At 44.7% G+C, this 23,713-nt stretch carries 22 protein-coding genes and 1 pseudogene; 19 read left to right on the plus strand and 4 right to left on the minus strand.

Annotated elements, in window-relative coordinates:
* Positions 1 to 175 precede the first annotated feature (175 nt).
* The 8 genes and pseudogenes from AC0YN6_RS05430 to AC0YN6_RS05465 all read left to right on the plus strand — a co-directional run bounded on the left by AC0YN6_RS05430 (position 176) and on the right by AC0YN6_RS05465 (position 6,509).
* Positions 176 to 1,216 carry a hypothetical protein gene (locus AC0YN6_RS05430; protein ID WP_475745636.1) on the plus strand — a complete coding sequence of 347 codons (1,041 nt, stop codon included), beginning with the start codon at positions 176 to 178 and terminating at the stop codon, positions 1,214 to 1,216.
* Complete coding sequence (locus tag AC0YN6_RS05435) at positions 1,203 to 3,377, plus strand: molybdopterin oxidoreductase family protein (protein WP_475745637.1); 2,175 nt, start codon at positions 1,203 to 1,205, stop codon at positions 3,375 to 3,377. The genes AC0YN6_RS05430 and AC0YN6_RS05435 overlap by 14 nt, the downstream gene beginning before the upstream one ends.
* A complete protein-coding gene (locus AC0YN6_RS05440; protein ID WP_475745638.1) occupies positions 3,374 to 3,937 on the plus strand; it encodes a 4Fe-4S dicluster domain-containing protein in 564 nt (187 codons plus the stop codon). Before AC0YN6_RS05435 ends, AC0YN6_RS05440 begins: the two co-directional genes overlap by 4 nt.
* Before the next feature lie 13 nt (positions 3,938 to 3,950).
* Positions 3,951 to 4,484 carry a Rieske (2Fe-2S) protein gene (locus tag AC0YN6_RS05445; protein WP_475745639.1) on the plus strand — a complete coding sequence of 178 codons (534 nt, stop codon included), beginning with the start codon at positions 3,951 to 3,953 and terminating at the stop codon, positions 4,482 to 4,484.
* Positions 4,474 to 4,662: a hypothetical protein gene (locus AC0YN6_RS05450; protein WP_475745640.1), complete on the plus strand. Its 189-nt coding sequence runs from the start codon at positions 4,474 to 4,476 to the stop codon at positions 4,660 to 4,662. Before AC0YN6_RS05445 ends, AC0YN6_RS05450 begins: the two co-directional genes overlap by 11 nt.
* Complete coding sequence (locus AC0YN6_RS05455) at positions 4,659 to 4,988, plus strand: hypothetical protein (protein ID WP_475745641.1); 330 nt, start codon at positions 4,659 to 4,661, stop codon at positions 4,986 to 4,988. The genes AC0YN6_RS05450 and AC0YN6_RS05455 overlap by 4 nt, the downstream gene beginning before the upstream one ends.
* A gap of 21 nt (positions 4,989 to 5,009) precedes the next feature.
* A complete protein-coding gene (locus AC0YN6_RS05460) occupies positions 5,010 to 5,318 on the plus strand; it encodes a hypothetical protein (RefSeq protein ID WP_475745642.1) in 309 nt (102 codons plus the stop codon).
* A 59-nt stretch (positions 5,319 to 5,377) separates the two neighbouring features.
* Positions 5,378 to 6,509: pseudogene (locus AC0YN6_RS05465) on the plus strand (nitrate/nitrite transporter).
* Positions 6,510 to 6,588: 79 nt separating this feature from the next.
* Here AC0YN6_RS05465 and AC0YN6_RS05470 read toward each other — a convergent pair.
* On the minus strand, positions 6,589 to 7,308 hold the full coding sequence (locus AC0YN6_RS05470) for a Crp/Fnr family transcriptional regulator (RefSeq protein ID WP_475745643.1): 720 nt from the start codon (positions 7,306 to 7,308) through the stop codon (positions 6,589 to 6,591).
* Positions 7,309 to 7,480: 172 nt separating this feature from the next.
* Here AC0YN6_RS05470 and mobA point away from each other — a divergent pair, with 172 nt between their 5' ends.
* From mobA to AC0YN6_RS05500, 6 genes are all read left to right on the plus strand, one after another.
* Complete coding sequence (gene mobA, locus AC0YN6_RS05475; protein WP_475745644.1) at positions 7,481 to 8,086, plus strand: molybdenum cofactor guanylyltransferase; 606 nt, start codon at positions 7,481 to 7,483, stop codon at positions 8,084 to 8,086.
* 33 nt (positions 8,087 to 8,119) lie between these two features.
* On the plus strand, positions 8,120 to 9,397 hold the full coding sequence (locus tag AC0YN6_RS05480) for a molybdopterin molybdotransferase MoeA (protein WP_475745645.1): 1,278 nt from the start codon (positions 8,120 to 8,122) through the stop codon (positions 9,395 to 9,397).
* A 16-nt stretch (positions 9,398 to 9,413) separates the two neighbouring features.
* Positions 9,414 to 10,442, plus strand: coding sequence for a GTP 3',8-cyclase MoaA (gene moaA, locus AC0YN6_RS05485; protein WP_475745646.1), 1,029 nt, complete (start codon positions 9,414 to 9,416; stop codon positions 10,440 to 10,442).
* Between the two features lie 204 nt (positions 10,443 to 10,646).
* Entirely contained in the window at positions 10,647 to 13,088 is a 2,442-nt protein-coding gene (nirB, locus tag AC0YN6_RS05490) for a nitrite reductase large subunit NirB (protein WP_475745647.1), read from the plus strand.
* Between the two features lie 13 nt (positions 13,089 to 13,101).
* A complete protein-coding gene (gene nirD, locus AC0YN6_RS05495) occupies positions 13,102 to 13,458 on the plus strand; it encodes a nitrite reductase small subunit NirD (RefSeq protein ID WP_475745648.1) in 357 nt (118 codons plus the stop codon).
* A complete protein-coding gene (locus AC0YN6_RS05500; RefSeq protein ID WP_475745649.1) occupies positions 13,455 to 13,679 on the plus strand; it encodes a hypothetical protein in 225 nt (74 codons plus the stop codon). The genes nirD and AC0YN6_RS05500 overlap by 4 nt, the downstream gene beginning before the upstream one ends.
* A 98-nt stretch (positions 13,680 to 13,777) precedes the next feature.
* Here the strand turns inward: AC0YN6_RS05500 and AC0YN6_RS05505 are convergent, their stop codons facing one another.
* Genes AC0YN6_RS05505 through AC0YN6_RS05515 form a run of 3 tightly spaced genes read right to left on the minus strand, consistent with a single transcriptional unit; the run spans position 13,778 to position 17,470 of the window.
* A complete protein-coding gene (locus AC0YN6_RS05505; RefSeq protein ID WP_475745650.1) occupies positions 13,778 to 14,875 on the minus strand; it encodes a Ger(x)C family spore germination protein in 1,098 nt (365 codons plus the stop codon).
* Positions 14,872 to 15,969, minus strand: coding sequence for a GerAB/ArcD/ProY family transporter (locus AC0YN6_RS05510; RefSeq protein ID WP_475745651.1), 1,098 nt, complete (start codon positions 15,967 to 15,969; stop codon positions 14,872 to 14,874). Before AC0YN6_RS05510 ends, AC0YN6_RS05505 begins: the two co-directional genes overlap by 4 nt.
* Positions 15,953 to 17,470, minus strand: a complete 1,518-nt coding sequence (locus AC0YN6_RS05515) for a spore germination protein (protein ID WP_475745652.1) — start codon at positions 17,468 to 17,470, stop codon at positions 15,953 to 15,955. Before AC0YN6_RS05515 ends, AC0YN6_RS05510 begins: the two co-directional genes overlap by 17 nt.
* A gap of 191 nt (positions 17,471 to 17,661) precedes the next feature.
* Between AC0YN6_RS05515 and AC0YN6_RS05520 the strand changes: the two genes are divergently transcribed.
* The 5 genes from AC0YN6_RS05520 (at position 17,662) to AC0YN6_RS05540 (ending at position 23,713) form a co-directional block, all read left to right on the plus strand.
* Entirely contained in the window at positions 17,662 to 18,138 is a 477-nt protein-coding gene (locus AC0YN6_RS05520; protein ID WP_475745653.1) for a hypothetical protein, read from the plus strand.
* Between the two features lie 248 nt (positions 18,139 to 18,386).
* Complete coding sequence (locus tag AC0YN6_RS05525) at positions 18,387 to 19,337, plus strand: ABC transporter permease (RefSeq protein ID WP_475745654.1); 951 nt, start codon at positions 18,387 to 18,389, stop codon at positions 19,335 to 19,337.
* A gap of 11 nt (positions 19,338 to 19,348) precedes the next feature.
* Positions 19,349 to 20,275: a carbohydrate ABC transporter permease gene (locus AC0YN6_RS05530; RefSeq protein WP_475745655.1), complete on the plus strand. Its 927-nt coding sequence runs from the start codon at positions 19,349 to 19,351 to the stop codon at positions 20,273 to 20,275.
* Between the two features lie 91 nt (positions 20,276 to 20,366).
* Complete coding sequence (locus AC0YN6_RS05535; protein ID WP_475745656.1) at positions 20,367 to 21,872, plus strand: ABC transporter substrate-binding protein; 1,506 nt, start codon at positions 20,367 to 20,369, stop codon at positions 21,870 to 21,872.
* 107 nt (positions 21,873 to 21,979) lie between these two features.
* Positions 21,980 to 23,713 (plus strand): sensor histidine kinase, encoded by a 1,734-nt coding sequence (locus AC0YN6_RS05540; RefSeq protein WP_475745657.1) that lies wholly within the window; start codon positions 21,980 to 21,982, stop codon positions 23,711 to 23,713.

The following is a 23,713-nucleotide window of genomic DNA, read 5'->3' on the forward strand; positions in this document are numbered from 1 at the left end:
TGAGTAGGAGCCGGTCAACACATCCATTTATACAATTTCTTCTGATAGCTGAGGAGAAATTGTATTTTTTTTGAACACTAATCACAGATCGGCCCTGATGTGATAAACCTCACAGCGATTAAGGTGCGACGGATGGTTTAATGAGTATAGAAAATAAAGACGAGGAGAATTTGCTATGAAAATTGCCTTTGCAACAAAACTTGCGAAAATGTACTTTCTGACGATAGTGTCACTTCTTGTCCTAGTTTATATCGGAACTCGGTTTTTCACGCATATCGATCTGGCGCTGTATGGATATATGGTCGGTACAATCGTATTTATTGGCGGTTTCTTCTATCGTTTTATTGCCTGGGCAGAGAGGCCTCCAACCAAATTAATCATTAAGAAGGGCATCAAGCTGTTATTTCGTAAGAGCACTCCGCAAACCTCGGTCGAGCATTTGGCTACCTATCGTTTCATTTGGAATCGCGGTGTGTATCGTTGGACGCAGCACGTACTGCTAGGCTGGGGCTGCATTCTCTCAGCATTCGTTACTTTTCCTCTGGTCTTCGGATGGATGTATTTCACGATGGATGACAACGGCACGTATACAGTTGTCGGTTTCGGACTTGATTTAATGAGGGTGAAGGCCGACGGGTGGATTGCCTTTCTCTTTTACAATGCTTTAAATATTACAGCGTTTATGGTCATTGCCGGCGTATGCATGGCGTTGTACCGCCGCATCAAAAATATGCAGGCAAGAGCGGAACAAACATTCGTTTATGACTTTCTTCCGCTATACCTGCTTCTGTTTATTAGTATTACCGGCTTAATGCTGACCGGCAGCAATATCTTCCTTCATGGATGGGGGCATCCGGTCATCACTTTGATTCACCAGTGGTCTGTCATCCTGACACTGATTTACTTGCCTTTCGGCAAGCTAGCGCATATTCCAATCCGTCCGCTCAGCGTGTTCGCGAAAAACTATCGCGAGCATTATAGCAAGCAGCAGATGAAGGCATGCAAGGTGTGCGGAACCGGCTTCGTGTCTGCGGAGCAATCGGGCGATGTCATTCAAGTGCTGAAGCAAAATGATATCGAGTTTGCCATGAAGGACGGTTTTCACCTAGCTGAGCTGTGCCTACCTTGCAGACGCAAATACCGCATGTCGAGATTCGCGGGAGTCGCTACCCACCAGATCAAGGTCAAGGAGGCCAACCAGAATGCTAAAGGATAAATTTTATAAAGAAATACCAAACATACATCATCCTAAAGAAAAATTAGTTCCGACTCACTGCTCCTATTGCGGCATGCAATGCGGTATGAATTTAAGAGTGGATACGGATAAAAACACCATCATCGGTGTGGAGCCGAGATATGACTGGCCGGTGACACTGGGCAAAATGTGTCCTAAAGGGGTTACGGCTTATCAGCAGACGAACCATGATGACCGCTTGCTGCAGCCATTGATCCGGGATGACGCGTCGAAGAAAGGAACGAAGGAAGGGTTTCGGGAAGCAAGCTGGGAAGAGGCTTACGATCTGATCGCGCATAAATTTAAAGCGCTGCAGGCTCAGTATGGCAAAGATTCGTTATCTGTATACAGCGGTGTGTCGATGACGAATGAAAAGTGCTATCTGACCGGAAAGTTTGCAAGGGTCGCCCTGCAGACGCGCTACATTGATTATAACGGCCGTTTCTGCATGTCGAGCGCAGCGGCAGGATTTCTTAGAAGCTTTGGTGTAGACCGCGGTTCTACGCTGCCTTGGACGGATATTCACGAAACGGATTGCTTGTTTATCGCAGGCAGCAACACGGCGGAATGTCATCCTACATCCATGTTCCGGGTTTGGGAGGTGCAAAGTCGCGGAGGCTACCTGATTGTTGTAGACCCGAGGGAGACGCCGCTCGCGAGGCGGGCTGATATTCATCTGGATCTTAAGCCGGGAACCGATCTGGCTCTGGCGAACTGTATGGTTAATCTTCTTATTCAGAATGGTTATGCGGATGAATCGTTCGTTCAGGCTCATACGAACGGCTTCGAAGAAACAAAGGAGCTCGTAAGCAAGTTTACGCCGGAATATACGAGTGAAATAACAGGCGTAGCGCCTGAAAAATTGATTCGCGCGGCAGAGATTTACGGAAAGGCGCCGAATGCGATCGTTATGTTTGCCCGCGGAATTGAGCAGCAGACCAGAGGATCGGATAATGTATCGGCCTACACCAATATGTGCTTGGTTACGGGGAAGATCGGTCGTCCCAAATCGGGCGTTGCTACGCTAACGGGACAAGGAAACGGCCAAGGGGGGCGCGAGCATGGCCAGAAGGCGGATGCGCTGCCGGGCTATCGCAAGATAACGAATCCGAAGCATGTTAGAGAGGTATGCAGCGTATGGGGGATTGAGCCGGAAGAAATGCCGCAGCCTGGGGTATCTGCCTATGAAATGTTTGATTTAATGCAAAATAAAACGATCAGAGGCCTGTTCCTGCTCTGTTCGAATCCTGCGGTATCGGCGCCTAATTTAAACTATGTCAAAGCGGCATTGAAAAATTTAGATTTTATGGTTTGTGCGGACATATTCTTATCCGAATCGGCCGAATACGCCGATGTTGTGCTTCCCTCCGTCACATGGTCGGAGGATGAAGGAACCGTAACCAATTTGGAAGGCAGAATTATTAAAATCAACAAAGCCCAGGAGCCAATTGGCGAATCGAAGCCGGACTGGTTAATTGAGGTCGAGCTTGCGCAGCGGCTGGGCCGCGGCAAATACTTCTCTCATCTAACGTCGGCCGCAAAGGTTGCGGAGGAATTCCGATTAGCCTCCAAAGGCGGATATGCGGATTACTACGGCGCGACATGGGATAAAATTGAGAAGCAAAATGGTGTTTTCTGGCCCTGCAAGGATAAAGACGATACAGGAACGCCATACATGTTCCTTGATCAGCAATATTACCATGCGGACGGGAAAGCCCAAATTTGCGCGCTTCCCTACCGTCCCCCGGCCGAGGAGCCTTGCGAGCAATATCCGCTTCGCTTAACAACGGGAAGGGTAGTCTATCACTATCTATCCGGGAATCAGACACGAAGAATACAATTCCTACATGATATGTGTCCGGAGCCTTATGTGGAGGTTCATCCGGAAACAGCAAGGCAGTACGGCATTGAGCATGATGAATTCGTGCGATTGTTCACGCGGCGCGGAGAGGCGCATTTTAAGGTGAAGATAATTGAAGCGATCCGTAAGGACACCGTTTTTGTTCCATACCATTTCGGTCACGAGCAGTCGATTAATTTATTAACCATTCCTGCTCTGGACCCGATGTCCCGTATGCCTGAGTTTAAGGCTTGTGCGGCTCAAATTGAAAAAATCGCAGTTGGCGGGGAGGCAGTACGGTGAAGAAATTACTTTATATCGAAATGGATAACTGTATTGGCTGCCGGAGCTGTCTGGCGGCATGCACGCAGTGCGGCGGCCATGATGAGCGCAACCGCAATTATGTATATGATGTCAATCCATTTGTGAACCGGCAAACGATACCGCTTATGTGTCTGCACTGCGTTAATCCTGCGTGTGCCAGAAGCTGTCCGGCGCAAGCGATACAGATTACGCCGGAAGGCGCCGTATTGTCCGCGATGGTAGAGAAATGCATCGGCTGCCAGAACTGTACGATTGCTTGTCCGTACGGTATCCCGAAATTTGACGAAGAGCAGAATTTGATGTACAAGTGCGACCTCTGTTACGACCGTACCAAAGAAGGAATACCTCCTATGTGCGCATCCGTGTGTCCAACAAATACGCTGCAATGGATCACAGAGGATGAACTGGCGATGAAACAAGAGCAGCACCGTCTTGGAAAATGGCTTTCCAGTCATCAGCCTTTCGATCCGCTCGAAGGAGAGACGAATGTGAAAATCAGTCTCCCTGGCATTTTGCAAGGTAAACAAAAGCTATTTTGAGGGGGATTAGCAAATGGAAAAGGATAAAGGCAAAAATAATAAGATTCCGTTTGATGAAGATAATTACACCCATAACATCCATAAACAGAATGAACGGCTTCTGGATCGGCGCGGGTTTATGAAGACGATGGTTGGCGCAGCGGGCGTATTCGCGGTCTCTACCCTGCCATGGGGCGGATTGGCTGCCAAACAACTGATGGGACTTAGCACAAAAAGCCATGTGAAAAAGAAGATTGTCGATATTGCTTCCTTGCCAATAGGCGAAGCGGTTGAGTTCTCGTATCCGAGCGAACATGAATCCGCTTTGCTCATTCGATTGGGAGAAAACGAGTACAAGGCGTATCAGAATGCTTGCACGCATTTGAAGTGCCCCGTCTTCTGGAGCAGCGAGGAAGTGAAAATGGTCTGCCCTTGTCATCATGGTTACTTTGATCCGAAATCGGGTAAGCCGACGGCAGGTCCGCCTAGAAGGCCGCTTCCCGAAATTGTTATAGCCGTAGAAAATAACGCCGTATTTGCAACAGGAGTGAAGCGCTATGAAGCGTAGCTACAGAGGCGTCATATTGTTGTGTATTATCTTATTTTTAAATATCGTCTGTACCCAATATGTGGTCAATCATTATTTCCATCAAAAGTACGAGCTCGTTATATTATTTTCGGTATTGAATATCGTTCTGTTCCCTATTGCTTTATACATTTATAAGAAGGAAGGTAAAGCAAAATGAATGTGGAGTTCTTTTTGGATTTATGCTTTATACGCGAACATGAAGCGGAACCGGAACACCATTTCGAGCAGGCTGTTCAGAAGCAATTAGATCGTCTTTTTTCCGGCATGGGAAGCTGGTATACAGAAGGGAAGCATGAAGATGATCAAGTAGATATTGTTGTAGCGGAAGTTAAAGGTATGGCGAAATGGCAGAGTGAGGAGGAAATCGTTGCTTATATAGAAGCGAATGCAGACCCGCAATTCATGGCCTGGCTGCAAGGTTACCGGATTCAGCTCGATATCAAAGAAGCTCATGAAGGCTGCAGCCATTGCGGCAAAAATTGAAATGGAATCAGAGGGATCATTATGGAATGGGAAAAAGGATTATCCGCGTACTTTGGACGTCCAATAGAGGTGTGGATTGAAGATCATTCGGGAGAAGAGCAAACGAAACCAAAGCCGTATCCATCCTTGTTCGGAGCGAGGATATCAGACGACCGAAAATTCGTGCAGTTTTATTTGAAGCCTACGCAGTTTTTAGCCGTCCCTGTATTTGATGAAAACGCAACAAAGTTGGAACAAAGCGGCGCCGGACGACATTATTTTGTTTCTCATGATCTCGAAGGCAAGCTAACCTATTGGATATTTTTTGAGGACGAGAAGGGCAGGGATTAACCGTGAACGGTAATAAACTTCAATTATCAGTCCAGACACTCAGTCTTATTCTAGGTTTTATGGTATGGGTCATACTGTCTTCTTTGATCCCATTTATCAAAGAGGACATTTCATTAAGTGCTGGTCAGTTGGCCTGGGTTACAGCCACACCGATACTGTTTGGTTCCTTGTTGCGTATCCCGGTAGGTTATTGGACCAATCGGTACGGCGCGCGCAAATTGTTTGTCATTAGTTTTCTGCTGCTGCTGGCACCGGTATACTGGGTTAGCATAGCGGACTCCTTTATAGACCTGATTATGGGGGGGGATGGTTCTAGGAATTGGCGGAGCCGTATTTTCCGTTGGCGTTACCTCTCTGCCGAAGTACTACCCGAAAGAGAAGCATGGGCTTGTGAACGGGATTTATGGTATAGGTAATTTGGGCACCGCGATAACTGCTTTCGCGGCGCCGGTCATCGCAAATTATATAGGCTGGGAAAAGACAGTCCTTATGTACGGCTTGCTTCTTGGTATCTTTATAGCCATTAACTTTTTCTTGGGGGATAAGAAGGAGCCTAAAATCGTCACTTCTTTGTCGGAGCAGATTAAAGGGGTTTACCGAAACGAAAAATTATGGCTATTATGCTTATTTTACTTTATTACCTTCGGTTCGTTTGTCGCATTTACCGTCTATTTGCCTAACTTTCTAGTTACCCATTTCGAATTAAACAAAGTAGATGCAGGCATCCGAACAGCTGGATTCATTGTTCTAGCTACGATCATGAGACCTGTTGGCGGCTGGATGGGAGACAGATGGAACCCATTCAAAATACTGATGTTTGTTTTTGGCGGATTAACCCTGTCGGCCGTTATCTTATCGTTTGCTCCTTCAATTGAAATCTATACGGTAGGATGTTTAACAATAGCACTGTGCGCGGGAACAGGGAACGGTACCATTTTCAAGCTTGTTCCGTTGTACTTCTCGAAGCAAGCAGGAATTGCGAATGGACTTATTTCGGCTATGGGAGGCTTAGGCGGTTTTTTTCCACCGCTAATCTTATCGGCGATCTTCAAATGGACTGGTCATTATGCGATCGGATTTATGGCGCTATCCGAGGTGGCTCTGGCAAGCTTAATTCTTGTGATCTGGATGTTCTATCAGGAGAAGCTGAGTGTAACCTTAAGCATTATGGATCAGAAAACAGTTGACTAAAAAAGATAGCCATAGGTGCGTGAAAACATCCCTTGCTTTATGCGCTAGCAGCACATGGGGCAGGGGATAACGGCGGTTATTACATTCTGCAAATGTCTTTAGGGCATCCCTCGCAGTGACATATGTCGCGCAAGTACGGCAGATCTTTTATAACAATGTGACCAGTCTCAATTGTAATCGCATTTGCTCTACGCAATTCACTCAGGATACGATTCACACTCTCCCGGGTAGCCCCGATCATATCGGCGAATTCGGTGTTTGTGTGAGTCTTAGATATCCAAATGTCGTTCCCATGTTCAACACCGTACGTATTGGCCAGTCTAATCAGTAATGAACAGAGTGCGCCATGCTTGCCGAACATCATTAAATCACGGAATTTAGTCTGGGTCATACGATGAATAAGCCCCATCCATTTCATGAATTCCACTGCTAGGTCCCCGTTTTGCCACAGCAGTACTTCCAAATCTTTCTGAAGGATAACTCCAACTATACTATCTTCCATAATGACTGCGTCAAACACATGGGAAGACTGGCGAAATGGATCTACTTGTCCGAACATGTCACCTTCCTGATACATATACAAGATGAATTGTCTGCCTTCATCCGAAGATTTTGTCATTTTAATTCGCCCGCTCTTAATGAAATACAACTTGTCGGCAGGATCGCCTTCCCAAAATAAATGCGAACCGCTAACAGCTTTGGTCTCATACATAATTTGCTGCAATTTCATAAGGTTGTCGGCAGAAAAACATTGTGTGTTCCGGACATTGGATTCAGTTGAACCGTTCGATATATTCATTGGCATGATCGCTCCGTTCCTAAATCATTAATAGTTAATACAGTATATCCACCTTTCCTATCTGCCGTTGTGATTTAAATCACTTTTGTCGGCAGTGTGACATTTTTCACTTACACAGTCCATTATTTTGTCTAAGGTGAAACTATAAGAATGAAAAGGAGAAGTGATGGCGATGCTTTCAGGAGTGGTTTTGGCAGGTGGAACAAATCGTCGAATGAAAGGAGAGCTTAAGGCACTCCTTCCTTTTGGCGGAAAACCAATGATTGCGAGGCAATTGGATCGTATGTCGGATTTATGTGACGAATTGATTGTGGTTACTCATGATCCTAAGCCTTTTTTAAATATAGTTAATCGTTCGGTACGAATTATTACCGACTTTTATGAAGGTCATGGCCCTCTTGGAGGGTTGCACGCTGCATTGTCTCTGGCGAAGCACGCTTCTGTATGGGTAGTTGGGTGCGACATGCCATTCATTTCTAGTAAAGCGGCGGAGTTAATGCTGGAAAGGAAGCGGGATGGTTTTGAAGCCGTAGTGCCTTTGATCGCTGGGGAGATTTATCCTTTACACGCCATTTATGATCGGATGTGCTTATCGCATATCGTTCCGCTTCTCCATCAGGGGGAAACGAAGATCTCTGCTTTGCTGAAGCATGTCTTTTGCAGTGAGCTGGATGACCGGTTTTTGTACGAGAATGGTGTAGATTTGAATTTTGTGTCCCGTATGAAGTCGATTGAGGATTTTGAGGCAATGAGCCGGTTGGAAGCCTCGAAGCAGTAACACATAAGGGCTGGATGAAAGGATTGTTAAGCAATGAAAAATCGCAGCCAGAAATATGTCCGCAGAGCAGTAAAAGTTGATTACGCACAGCATGTGATCAGTCAGCATATCCGGCAAATGAACAGCGAGTATACATCGATAGATTCAAGTTTGCATAGAACAATATCGGAAACGTTGTTATCGAAGGAAATTATGCCTCATTTCCCTCGGTCGGGGTTGGACGGCTATGCCGTTTTGAGTGAAGAGGCCGAGTCTGCATCTCCACAAGATCCGGCATGCCTTAGGGTGATCGATGAAGTGCCTGCCGGATCTGTTTCAAATAAAACGGTGGTTCCCGGAACTGCGATTCGCGTTATGACGGGATCAGCGGTTCCGGATGGTGCGAATGCTGTTGTCATGTTCGAGCAAACGGAAGAGTTTCAACAGGATGGGCATGAGTGCATCCGGATTAAACATAAAGTTGCGTATGGGCAAAACATAGCCAAGCCGGGTGACGAGATAATGACCGGACAGCTGCTTATGGGCGCAGGCACTCGAATCGGTCCAGGACAAATTGCGCTGCTCGCTTCATTAGGTTATGACAAGGTTCCTGTTTTCATGCGTCCTATCGTCGGTGTATTAACGACCGGAAGTGAACTAACCGCAGTGGGGGATCCGCTCCAGCATGGGAAAATACGTAATAGCAATGCTTACATGCTTGCAGCGCAAATAGAGCAATATGGCGGGCTTGTTGTCAACTATGGCACAGTTCCGGATCATATAGATAAAGTGGCGAGTACGATTCATGCAGCGCTAGAGAAATGCGATATGCTCATTGTCAGCGGAGGGGTATCCGTCGGCGATTATGATGTCATGGCGGAATTTTTTACTGCAACGAACGGGAACGAAACCGAGCTGCTCTTCAATAAAGTGGCCATGCGGCCTGGAAGTCCAACCTCGGCTGCCGTCATGAATAAGAAGCTCGTCTTCGGTCTATCCGGCAATCCCGGCGCTTGCTTTGTTAGTTTTGAGCTGTTTGTGCGCCCCTCTCTGCTTGCGATGCAGGGTAAAGAAAGACCTCTCCCATTCAGTATTCAAGCGATTATGACAACCGATTACAATAAAGGATGTCCGCACGATCGATACATTCGGGGAAAAATGACTTACTCTCAGGAGCAAGTAACGGTGAGTGTGTTGGAAAAGAATAGTTCAAGTATGTTAGTATCTATTCAAGATGCCAATTGCCTCATTCTGATCCCATCAGGATCGAAAGGTGTCTCAGCCGGTCAGATCGTTAAATTGATCACTCTTCCTTATGAAATAACCAAGTAGCGAAGTGAGGTGGACGATGGAAAATCAGAACAAACAAGCATCCAAGGTCAAAGATGCTCTTCATAGGCCTCTTCGCGATCTTCGTATATCGATAACCGACCGCTGCAATTTCAGGTGCCGCTATTGCATGCCGGAGGAAGTGTTTGGCCCGGATTTCCGGTTTTTAGGGAAAGAAAAGCTGCTTACCCCTCAGGAGATCGAGAGGCTAACGCGTATTTTTGTTTCGCTTGGCGTTACGAAAATAAGGATTACAGGCGGGGAGCCGTTGTTAAATAAAGATATCGCTGACATTATTATGCGTATTCGTCGAATAGAAGGCGTAGAAGATTTGGCTGTTACAACGAATGGTTCGCTATTAAAGTCGAAAGCCAAGGAATTAAAAGACGCCGGGCTAGAGCGAGTTACCGTAAGTTTGGATAGTTTGGACGATGACCGGTTCGGAGCTATGAACGGGAGAGGTTTTCCGGTAAAAGGAGTATTGGAAGGCATTGATGCTGCAGCGGCTGCAGGATTATCCGTAAAGGTAAATATGGTCGTCCAGAAAGGTGTCAATGATCAGGATATTGTTCCGATGGCCCGTTACTTCCGCGAAAGAGGTCATATCCTGCGTTTTGTTGAGTTTATGGACGTTGGGAATAGTAACGGCTGGAATTTAAAACATGTTGTTCCGAGTCAAAAAATTATCGAAATCATTCATAATGAAATGCCTCTCGAGCCTGTAGAATCAAACTATTTCGGCGAGGTTGCATCGCGGTATCGTTATATTGGCTCTCAGGAGGAGATAGGCTTGATTTCCTCTGTAAGCCAGGCGTTCTGCAGTTCTTGCACGAGAGCAAGGCTTTCTGCGGAAGGCCACTTGTATACTTGTTTGTTTGCTTCAGAGAAGACCGATCTGCTAGAAATGATCAGGGGAGGCGCCAGCGATGATGAGGTGAGATCGTTCATCGCTCAAATTTGGGGCAAGCGTCAGGATCGTTATTCCGAGATGAGACTTACGCAGACAACTCCTAAGCATAAGGTGGAAATGTCCCATATCGGCGGATAGTCTGTTGTGCCGTATGATCAGAGATGATTGTTTTTCATATATAGAAGAGCCCGTGGCGAATGGATGCTGCGGGCTTATTTTTTTTTATGCACATGTAATTTGAATTCTCTGTGATAAAATTCACATCCTTGTTGGACGATTCTCTTTATGATTAAAGCATAAGGATTGAGGAGAATTGAGACTGCATCGCGAGGAGGAGCTAAAATGACTATCCATGGAGATAAACGTGAGAAGCTTATGCTGATCGGCAACGGTATGGCGGGAATCAACACGATTGAGCAAATATTGAAGCTGGCGCCGGACAAGTACAACATTACGGTCATAGGTAAGGAGCCGCATCCCAATTATAACCGTATTCAATTGTCCTACCTATTGGAAGGCAGCAAGTCATTCGAAGAAATAATATTGAATGATTATTCCTGGTACGAGCAGCACGGAATTACATTGCTCGCCGGGATCGAGGCAGAGCAGATCGATATCGACTCCAAGCAAGTGCAATTGAGCGATGGGACGTTCAGCGCCTATGACAAGCTGATCATTGCGACAGGATCCAAACCCGTTATGCTTCCGATTCCAGGTGTAGATAAAGAAGGGATCGTCAGCTTCCGAGACGTGCAGGACTGTGAGCGAATGACCAGCGCGGCGCGTACACGGAACAAGGCTGCGGTCATCGGCGGAGGCTTGCTCGGGCTTGAAGCCGCGAAGGGATTGCTGAAGCTGGGAATGGAGGTAACGGTCGTTCATTTATTCCCGGATTTGATGGAACGGCAGCTTGACACAGCCGCCTCCGCCATGCTGCAAGCGGAGCTTGAGGAACAGGGAATTCGATTCCTTCTAAATAAGAAGACGGTGTCAATCGGCGGTGGAGCGAGTGTTGAAAACCTGCAGTTTGAAGACGGCTCATCGCTCGAAACGGATTTCCTCGTGATGGCGGTAGGCATTGCGCCGGAGACCGCACTGGCTCGCGATTGCGGCATAGAAACAGCAAGAGGAATTGTCGTAGACGACTTCATGCAGACAAGCACGTCTGATGTATATGCGGTTGGCGAGTGTAATCAGCATCGTGGCGTCAGCTATGGACTTGTTGCGCCGCTATACGAACAGGGAGCCGTGTTAGCCAAACATCTATGCGGATTGTCTGTAGAGCCTTATCAAGGCTCGATCGTATCGACCAAGCTGAAAATATCCGGCGTCGATGTTTTCTCTGCAGGGGAGTTTCAAGATACTTCCGGGCTGGATGTTATCCGCATGCAGAACAATTGGAATAAGACCTATAAAAAGGTGCTTCTTCGCGATAACCGTATCGTCGGCTGCGTGTTGTTCGGAGATATTACGGATTCGGCCCAGCTGTTCAAATGGGTGAAGGCGCACGAACCGATGACGCAGGACATTCATGACCAGCTTGTGGGCCAGGCTCATGCAGAGGGCGCGAATCCGCTTACTTTCGTTGCCGCTATGCCGTCCGATGAAATTGTTTGCGGGTGCAACGGGGTTACCAAAGGCATGATCGTCGATGCGATTGCAGATCAAGGTCTCCGTACAGTAGATGAAATTAAAAGCAGTACGGGCGCCAGCCGGTCATGCGGAGGCTGTAAACCGATGGTAGAGCAGATCCTTGCTCTGACGCTTGGTGATCAATATGAGGTCAACCATCAAGCTGCCGAGTCGATTTGCGACTGTACGACCCATAGCCGGGAAGATGTGATCACGGCCATTCGAGATAAGCGCCTGACCCATGTTCGCGAAGTGATGAACGTGCTGGAGTGGCACAACCCGGAAGGCTGCACGAAGTGCAGACCGGCGATCAACTATTACATCGGTATGGTTTGGCCGGAAGCTTCTGAAGACGAGAAGGATTCCCGGTTTGTCAACGAGAGGCTGCATGCCAATATTCAAAAGGACGGCACCTACTCGGTTGTACCTCGCATGTACGGCGGAGTTACAACACCGGAGCAGCTTCGCAAAATAGCCGATGTCGCCGATAAATTTGAAGTGAAAATGGTGAAAGTAACGGGGGGACAGCGTTTGGATCTTCTAGGCGTGAAGAAGGAAGACCTTCCTCACATATGGGAAGAGCTTGGCATGCCATCGGGGTATGCGTACGCCAAGGCCCTCCGAACAGTGAAAACATGTGTCGGCTCTAAATTTTGCCGGTTTGGTACGCAGGATTCCATTACTATGGGAATACTGCTGGAGAAGAAATTCGAACGGCTATGGATGCCAGCCAAGTTTAAAATGGCCGTTAACGGCTGCCCGCGTAACTGCGCTGAGGCGGAGATTAAGGACTTCGGTATTATCGGCAACGATGGAGGCTGGGAAGTCTATGTAGGCGGCAACGGAGGGGTGAAGTTAAGAGCTGCGGATCTATTATGCAAGGTAAAAACGGATGAAGAGCTTATCGAGCTTGCGGGTGCATTCATCCAATTTTATCGAGAAACCGGAAAGTACGGGGAGCGGACATCGGATTGGATCGAAAGACTGGGCCTGCCTGCGATTGTCCAAGAGATTGTCGAGAACAAACAGCGCCGGAAAGAGCTAGTAGCTAGAATTGAACTGGCCTTGCAAGGGCTGCGCGATCCGTGGGGTGAAGTTGTAGAGAGGGAAGAACTGCGGCATCAATTATACGATCACATTCATGTGAAGTGAGGGAGGTAGCAGTATGGAAACCATGACGAGTAAAGGTAATGTGAGCTATTACCCAGTGGGGAAACTTACAGATTTCCCACTGCATTTGGGGAAAGTCGTTAAGTTCGGCGTTGAACCTGCGGTCGCCATATTCCGTTTGTCCGAACGCACCGTGTACGCACTCGAGAATAGAACGGGACATAAGAAGGGAGGCCCTCTCGCCGAGGGTCTTGTCAGCGGGGACTATGTATATTGTCCGCTTCGTGACTGTAAAATAAGCTTGTTGACGGGAGAGGTTCAGCTTCCGGACACCGGACAGGTGAATACGTTCCCTGTACGTATAGAAGGCGATATCGTCCTTGTCGGTATCGAAGGGATTGTTGAACTTTGAATAAGGATGAAAGCCGCTATCCGGAAGTGATCGGCGAACTGCAGATTATGATGTCGCAGATGCAGGGGTCTTGGCAAGGAGAGATTTGGAATCGCAAGAAGAACGGTGCTGTCTATCTGGAGTGGTTAACGATCAGCTCGGTTAAAAACGATGCGGACGAGGTCGTTTATTACTCAGCCATGTTTAGTGATGTGACCAATCGAGCGATAGAACGATGTTAAGCATAAAGGCTATTTGAAAAGCGGTAGGCTAGGACCTAAATTAATGTCCTACACTACCGCTGTTTTATTGTCTAAACGTTCCCTGTTATGTTCTAGATTCATCGTATAGCTCCCGTATGGTAGATCTTCACCTTTACGGAGGTATGAAACTCAACGTCGGCAAAATCCTTGTCCCAGTCGAGTTTCCGCCAAAGATCCGGGTGATGTGCTCTAATTCGAAGTCCTACTCCATACAAGTCGCAATTGTAATTTTGCAATTTTCGAATGGCATGTTGAGCTTGATCAGTTAGCAGAACCGAAAGCGTTTGATTCCATTTTTCGATATTCTCTTTCATGAATAGATCTTTTTGATTGAATTCCTGCACATGAGCCGTTAATTCCGTATTTAAATTTGCAATGATTTTCCCTTGTTTATTTACGTTTACTTTGATCTTGCTCTTCGAATCCAGAATCCCCAGGGTCATATAATTGTTTGTCGGCGGGACTTGATTTTCAAGAACTTTTAACGTTATTTTAGCGTATTTCGGGTTTGCCTTCGTAAAGAGTAAGCTAAGCCGCGTATCATCAGTAGAAAGTATGCCTGTCATTTTATCGCCATGAACGATCGCAGAGCCGATTATGGCAGGCTCCTTATCTTTAAGCTCTAATAACGGCAGAATAAGATCCATACCGAGCTTCGGTATTTTGTCTCCTATCGTTCCCAGGTCCTCTTTGCTAATTGTTAATTCCTTCTCCTCGCTCAAGATTAATCCGGATAGATAGGGCCCGACTAACGGATCCTTCCTATCGACTGCTTCCATTAGTTCCTTCGGACTGCCCTTCACGATGGCTATTTTGGCAGTTAGCGCAGAATTCCGGTCCCGGTATTGGATGTTGAGCGGGTCAAAAAGATTTTGTTTGGCGATAGTGTCGCTTAATAATAACACTTGAATTTCAGAATTATCCGCTGTTTTTTCCGTTTTATAATCGATTGCTACACGTGCACTGCGAAGCGTGTTCCCGGTTCCTGTAAGGAAAACTCCTCGCCCCTCCGCTTTGCCGGTAAACGATGAAACGGATAATTCGATTTTCCCATCCTCAGCTTGATCAATACCGGCGCACAAAATCAAATGGTTATCTTTTAACAGTCGTTGGTCCCAACAGCCTGTCTGACTGAGCAAGACAACAATCATTAAAGCGAGTCGAATTCGTTTCAAGTCCTTTGTTTCGTTCCTTTCCCTTGTTTGATTATGGATCCGAGCAGCAATACGACCGGTACCCCTACCAGAGTCAAGAGCGCACATAGTTCTAAATAAGGCGTCCAATTGTCGACTGCAAAAGGATTATGCTGCCATAAAGCTAGTGCGAATGGCACCAGAGCTACCCACGGCACGAACTTAGCATGATTATCGTTGCGAAATACATGCGCCAGACTAAACGAACCAAGATAGAGAAACCCAACGAATGAGGTGATGGACGAAACGATCCAAAACGACAAGAAAATCAGATCGATTCGTTCAACGATTCCAAAAGTAAATCTGCTCAGCATATATAATACGGGCTCAGGAACTTGATCCAGCCTCTCAGTCGATAAATAGACGATGCAGGTTATCGTAATTAAAACGTACATACCGATGACGTACCACGATGCCAACGAGACGCTTTTCAAAATTTGTTTATTTGAGCCTAAAACAGCAGGATGTATTGCGATCAATACTTCAAATCCGAGAAGCGACAGCATCGTGGTTTTGGTTCCAAGCAGAAGCGAAGGCACGGGAGTTTGTCCAATGGGCTGGATATTCAGCCAATTCGCGTCTTTCATCGCATATACCGCAATCCCAATAAAGAATAGATGCAAGACGGTCTCAAGGAGGTAAAACCGCGCGATCGCTTTCAAGCTTTGTCTCCCCATATAGACGGAAACCAAGATGATCAGCCCCATCGTCACCCATTTCGGTGTAAGAGGATAGGCCCATTTGTACAAGATGTCGAACGTGTTCATCAAGGATAACATATTGACGAACGTAAAATATCCTGCATACAAGAGAGTGATTCCGTTGCCCGTCCATTTCCCCAAAACGCTTTCGCAAATTTGAAAGAAATGGAGACCCGGATACCTTCGCATCACACCCCAAAGGAGTAAAAGCGTGAGCTGGACGACAACTCCAGCGATTAGTATCGAAATCCAGCTATCCTGCTTCCCAAATTCATGCACTCGATATGGAAGCGAAAGAATCTCCGTTCCGATTTGGATTTGAGCGGCCAGCGCAAACAATTGAAGCAGGGAAATTTTATTATTTTTCTGAGTCATCCGATTTCCATCCTCGCGAATCCGATTCACGCTTAAGCTTTTGCGGCCTTGAATCTTTGGGGAGTTTATCCATTTTCCATAGTGGCAGTCGAACGAAAGTATCTTTGAAGCCAGAGAAACTTCCTGTCGACCACGGGGCCAAATACGGCGTCCCGAACGATTCCAACGCGCAAAGATGCATCACCAATACGGTTAGGCTTAATATGATCCCCATGAATCCGAAGGTAGCCGCTGATACCATCATCGGAAACCGCAGCAACCTGAGCGATGTCACCATCTCATTGGAAGTGACGACGAAAGAAGCCGTTGCTGTGACCGCTACGATGATGACCATAATATTGGACACCAGATTAGCCTCAACGACCGCTGATCCGATGACCAAGCCTCCCACGATACCGATAACCTGTCCGATGGAAGTAGGCAGGCGTACCCCGGCTTCACGAATCAGTTCGATCGTCAGTTCCATGATCAGCGCCTCGATAAGAGGCGGATAAGGAATTTTTTCGATCGACTCTTTAATCGGCAATACAAGCTTAAACGGCAGTGCTTCAAAGTGAAAAGCAACGACCGCGATATACAAAGCAGGCAAAGTAATCGCAATCATAAAGCTGAATAATCGAAGCAACCGGTAAAACGATCCGACTAACCAACGGCTATTGTAATCATCCGGGGTCTGATAAAAAGCAAAGAATGTAACGGGTAAAATTAACGCCGTAGGACTGCCGTTGGCAAGAAGAACGACTCGCCCTTCCATTAAATTATGAGCGACCCTGTCCGGTCTCTCGGTATTCAGCAATTGAGGAAAAGGAGAAAACGATGCGTCCTCGATAAACTCCTCCACAAATCCAGGGGACATGATGAGATCCGTTCGGATGGATCGGAGGCGCGTGCTTATCTCTTCGATCAAACCGGGGTTTGCAATATTTTTCATGTATAAAATCACGACTTTTGTTTGGATCTCTTCGCCGATCATGAAGGATTGGACGACAAGATTCTTGTTCGGCAGACGGGTTCGCAACAGGTTGATGTTGACATTTAGGTTTTCGATAAAGCCTTCATGAGATCCACGAATGATTTTTTCGTTCTCTGGTTCATCAATAGACCTTAGAAATTGCGACTTCACGTCAATGGAAACTGCTGTTTGCTCGTTCTCTATGAAAAGAACGGCATAACCTTGCAACAAATCATCGACGGCGTCGTTCAAATCGGTTCGCTGCAGCACTTCGCGTGCCGTGAGTACATCGCAAAATGGCCGGTCGGAATGATGGCTCACCGGGTTTAAAATCTGCGTGTGAATCTTATTGTCATCGGTCATCGTTTCCAGATAAACAAGCTTCCCGACGAGGGAGGGCAGCTTCAATTCATGAATTTTTAAATCGGCAGGCTGGTTCAACGTATGTTGTATAAATTTGATATTCGCATCAACGGAGGAAAGAGGAATAAAAGCCGGTTTATCCTTTGGCTCGTTCATTTGTATGTTGTTCTTTTTAAACTGAAACATCTTCCAACCCCCCTTTAGTTTGTATGATGTGCTAATTGGTGGAAAATTATAAGGGGCTTCAAATCGTATGTAACGAATGATTCACAGCAGCTATTAGAATTACGCTGTTTTCGCAAGAATTGTCGCTATCTTGACCATACTGATAAAAGGTCGACTTTCAACTAGTACATTGGTGTTAAAGGATGGTTAATATGAGAGATGAATTATGTATAAATATCTATTTAGATGAAACGGATACTCCGTTTTCAAAATACTATAGCTTAGATGATGTTCACCTAAGTTCTGATCTTGAAGATTTTATTTTGTCAAAGCAACACAGTGGTAGAAGAAAAGAAGTAGATGTATTTTTTTTAGGTCAGAATGATTTTGACGAAAAATCATTGCAGGCTGCCACATTTAACACTTTTTCTAACATCCTAAACGAAGAGGAATATACATATGCTAGAAATGCCAAAAAGGCTATTGTTTTATTTGTGCTTGGTATTATTGTTGGGATAATATTCATGAAGTTTACAACTACTCATGCCTATATTGCAGGAGTTTTAAGCATTGTGTGTTGGGTTTTTATTTGGTCAGGTACAGAGATTTATTTTTTTGAAAATCAGCAAATCAAACAAAAAATTAGAAAATGCAGAAATATTCTAAATGCGAATGTACGCAAAAAATAGGGTTTTAGTAAACTGCTGCGGAATCATATCCAAGAAATCGAGACATAGGACCAAGGAAACCTAACGGTATCCTTGGTCCTATGTCGTTGCTTCCTCACAACATGAAACGACAATAAAAGACAATTCTTCATCTGAAATCTAACGTTTGTTGACTATGAACTTATGTTTGTTAACTAGAAGTCAGTCCATTATTTCTTATACAATACAGTTAGTAAGCGGTTACAAAATTAAATAAAGGAGTTAATACTATGAGCGCAAAGCTAGAACCACTCAAAAAATCAAAGCGCTTTCATTTAAGAAAGCAAGATATTGAGTTAACTCTCCTGGCCATACCAACAACAATTTGGTACATCTTATTCTGTTTCTTGCCCATGTTCGGTGTTATTATCTCTTTTAAAAATTTTAAAATTAGTGGGGGCTTCCTTAGTAATGTGTTCAACAGCCCTTGGGTTGGTTTTAAAAACTTTGAATTTCTATTCAAGTCCAATGATGCTTGGATCATTATCCGCAATACAATCGGCTACAACATAATCTTTATTATTCTCGGCATTGTACTGCCCGTGGCGTTCGCCCTTATGATTGGACTTCTTCATAATCGCAAGGCGGGGAAAGTATACCAAACGATGATGTTCCTTCCTTACTTCCTGTCATGGGTAATCGTCTCCGCAGTAGGTTGGGCATTCTTCAGCTTCGACAAAGGGATTCTCAATCAATTTTTGGGTAATATCGGATTAGAATCTATAAACTGGTACATGGAACCGCAATATTGGCCTTATATTCTTATTCTCTTGAATGTTTGGAAGGGTATCGGTTATGGCATGATTATTTATTTGGCAACCATTACAGGTATCGACAGTACCTACTACGAAGCTGCTGTAATTGATGGCGCTTCCATCTGGCAGCAAATCCGTTTCATTACGCTCCCATTGCTTAAGCTTGTAATCGTCATGATGTTCATCCTTTCAGTTGGTCGAATATTCTACACCGACTTCGGACTATTTTATCAGGTCACTCGTGATTCAAACTCCTTGTTTGAGGTCGCCACAACGATTGACGTATTAGTATACAAACAGTTGAAAACCGCTACACTAGGAATGGCGTCTGCAGCTGCATTTGTCCAATCGGTCCTTGGTTGTATTACAATCTTGACGGCCAATTGGATTGTCAAAAAAATTGATTCTGATAGCGCAATGATATAGGAGGTGTAAGAATGGCAGCAAAAACATATGAGTCCGGACTTGATAAATTCAATCGAATAGGTAAAGGCCTCAATATTCTATTTAACTTATTCTTCATTCTTGTAGCACTTGGCTGCGTCATCCCCGTGCTTGTCGTATTATCGATATCACTGACGGATGAATCCTACATTCGGGAAACGGGCTATAGCATCATTCCAATGGTTATATCGCTGGATGCTTACGCGTTTATCGCTAAGCAAGGAACGATCATTTTGAATGCCCTAGGTATATCCGTACTCGTAACAGGTGTCGGAACTGTAATAGGTGTACTGCTAACGACTTCGATGGGCTATGTTCTCTCACGTCCATCTTACAAGTTTAAAACCTTTATGACTTGGCTCGTTTTTATTCCGATGATTTTCAACGGCGGTCTCGTTTCTAGCTACTTTATTAATACCAATTTATTGGGATTAAAAGATAGCGTTTGGGCACTTATTTTACCGCTTGCGGTTTCATCTTTTAACGTCATCATTTGCAAAACTTTTTTCAGAAGTACAATTCCTGATGGTCTGATTGAATCAGCTGAGATTGATGGAGCGAGTCAATTCCGAATTTTCTTCTCCATCATTCTCCCAATTTCATTACCCGTTCTTGCGACAATTGGCTTGTTCCTTTGCTTCGGCTACTGGAATGACTGGTTCCAATCTATGCTATATATCTATAACCCAAATTTGTTCTCCTTGCAGGCATTGCTTAACAACTTAATGACCAATGTCGACGCACTAGCGAGAAATGCTTCGAGCATGGGTATTAGCGCCGCAGAGCTGGTAGCAACGATGCCTAAGGAATCTGCTCGTATGGCAATTGGTATTCTCATCGTCCTGCCCGTTGCTTGTGCTTACCCATTCTTCCAGAGATATTTCATTTCTGGACTTACGATTGGTGCCGTCAAAGGCTGATTACGAAGTAGGCCAGATCCATTCTGGTTTATGATATGCCATTCACAATTTGTGAAATGGCGCAAAACATACGATTATAGGGGGATTTCCGATGAAAAGATCGTTCAAGCTTTTATCAACAATCTGTATTATCGCATTACTGGCGACCATCGTTGCAGCATGCAGCGGTTCCAACTCGCCAAAGAACAACGGTTCAACTAACACTGGCAAGACACCAGAGACAACGAACACAGATAAACAAGCTAACAAAGACGTTCCAACATTGGTATGGTGGCTAATCGGTGGTACTCCACTTCCGACAAACTTTGATAAGGCTATCGAGAAGATGAATGAATATACCGCTGAAAAAATCGGTGTGAAAATTGATATCAAAGTCGCAAGCTGGGGCGAGTGGGATTCAAAAATCAACACAATCGTCAACACTGGCGAACCTTTCGACATCATGTTCACGAATAGTGGAAAATACAGCAAGCAGGTAGCTATGGGAGCATTTGCTGACATTACTGATTTAGTTCAAACTGAAGCTCCTGAATTATACAACTTAATTCCAGAACAAGTATGGAATGGTACTAAGATCGGTGGTAAGGTGTACTCCGTACCAACTTACAAAGACTCTGCTCTAACACAGTACTGGGTCTATGATGATAAGCTAGTACAGAAGTATAACATCGACGTAGCGAACATTAAGACACATAAAGACTTAGACAAGCCGTTCCGCGATATGAAAGCTGGCGAAGGTAAGAACTACTATCCTTTGCAATTTACTCAATCTGAAGGCCTAAACGGCATGTTCAACGCCTATGATGATATGACATTAGGCTTCACACCAGTTGGTGTTAAAACCGATGATGCTTCACGTAAGGTTGTTTCTATTTTCGAACAGCCAGATGTTATGGAAATGTTAAAACAATTCCACGTATGGTATAAAGACGGCATCATTAACCCAGATGCTCCAACTAAAGCCGAAGGCGAGAAATACAGACCATTCTTTGCAGCACAAGCTTTCCCAGGTGCTGAGGTTGGTATGCAAATCAATGCCGGCGTAGAGAAATATGTGATGGAAAAAACATTGGGACCAATCTATACGACAAGTACAATTCAAGGTTCATTGAACGCGATCTCTGCAAATTCGAAATATAAAGTAGAAGCATTGAAATACCTGCAATTGGTGAACACGGATTCAAAGCTACGTAACATGCTTGCATTTGGTGAACTCGATGTAGACTTCAAAAGCGTTGATGGCGACAAGGTTATTGAGCGTACAACGGATACATGGCCTTTGGCTGCTTACTCGCAAGGTACATTCTTCAATATGGCAGTAACAAAAGGTGCACCTGTCGATCAGTGGGAGCAAGTTAAGAAATTGAATGAAGAAGCTACTGCTTCAACTATTCTAGGCTTCGCCCTTGACGTTTCCGATCTCCAAACAGAAATTGCCAACGCTAGTGCTGTATATGACAAATACAAATATGAATTGATTACAGGCGCCTCTGACCCTGAAAAGGTTGTACCAAAAATGCTTTCTGAATTGAAAAACGCAGGTATGGATACGATTATGCAAAAAGCGCAGGAGCAAATTGATAATTACTTCAAATAAGCCTCACTAAACAAAAAGTATATGGTATAGTTTAAATAACTGTACCGTATACTTTTTGCGTCCAATAGACAAAATTTAATTACTACCTACCTGTGCTGAGGTGCCGCATGAATACTCTTTTGAGTATAAAAATTTATCGAAATAAGTTTTGGGCATATCTGATCTTCATTGTATTAGTTGGATTAACGTTACAGATATTGACGAGTGCAATCGTAATTAATCAATCGCTTGGCAACGCTCGAATCGAAGCTGCCAATGCTTTTTCCCGCATAGAGAATAACTTCCAAAGCGATACTGATCGCATAGAAGCTTATTTACAGCGAATTTATTCCAATCAGGATCTAATGAAGGATACTCAATACTTTATGAGCCCAACCATCGATCAATATCTGACAAAGAGACTGTTAAACAACCCATACTCACAAGAGGAGCTTCTCTCCTTCCCAGAAGATGTTAAAACCTACCTATATCGCTGGGCACAAGGAGATATTATGCAAATCAGCGTACATTCAGCGCATAGTGGAAATGTTATATTTTTTGATAATAACGGCATTCCTAGCTATCAATTTGGTATATCCAACGATGACGAAATATTCCAAGAAAGCATTCAAAAGGGTTTCGTATATCGAAAGAAATTATTTCAAAGCACAGAGGGATCAGGTGAAATTCGCTTTCAGGTTAGCAGTGAGCGGATTTTCAGCAGTGTTAACAATTATCAGCTTGGTAAAGCAGCCGCCGTTAATGCTGCTGGAGATGTATATCTCATCGGCAATGGCAATATGAAGACAGAGCATATTGTTCAACTAGCCATTGCCAATAAGGATACACATGGATTTATATTTGATAACTCGTTGACACCGATCTTCTATGACACTTTTTTTTCAACAAAGTTTAATTATAGGTTTGTAAGCACAATTGATTTGGGCACATTAATACGAGACCAGAGCTCCGTGCTATTCAAGCTATTCTCCGTCATATTAACTGCTATGGTCAGCGTATTACTGCTCGTTGTTTATAATCTTCGAGACGATGCTCGCTTTCTGCATCGTATAATTCAATCCATTAAACGAGTGAAAACCGCCGACTTTACCCGGAATAAACCTGCACGCTATCGGCGTAATGAATACGGCATGATTGCGCGTGAAGTAGACGATATGATCCACCAGCTCGACAGACATATTCGCAATGAATTTGTACTCAAGCTGAAACAGCAGGAAGCTGAAATGAAAGCGCTGCAACATCAGATCAATCCACATTTTCTCTATAATACACTAGAGGTTATTCGATCTACAGCATTGGTAAATCAGGATGCGCATACGGCAGATGCCATTGCTACTTTAGGTGCGTTATATCGTGAGATTGTTCAGAAGGACAATATTATTTCCATTGGAAGCGAACTGGAGCTGCTACAAAAATACCTTAAAATTATGGAGTTTAAATACCCTAGTCATTTTTATTATCAAATCGATGTAGAGGATTCAGTTCTGTTGCTTCCTACCATAAAATTTTGGATGCAAACGTTAGCTGAGAACTTCTTCGTTCATGGTTTTTCGATAGAGAAGGAATTTAATTTATTTATAGTCAGAGGCTGGGAAGACAAAGATTTCTATAGATTGGAATTTATCGATAACGGAATCAGCATTGAGGAAGATCGGCTAGCTGAAATTCGATATGCTTTATCGAGCAACTACGGCACGAATACGAAGAGTATCGGCTTATATAATGTCTATACTCGACTAAAATATTATTATGAGCAAGGCCTTTCCATAAACATTGATAACAATGATGAAGCAGGCGTTAAAATCTCTGTACAGATTTCTAAAGAGGTGAGAGGTGATTAG

The sequence above is a fragment of the Paenibacillus sp. J22P15 genome, assembly GCF_056269345.1.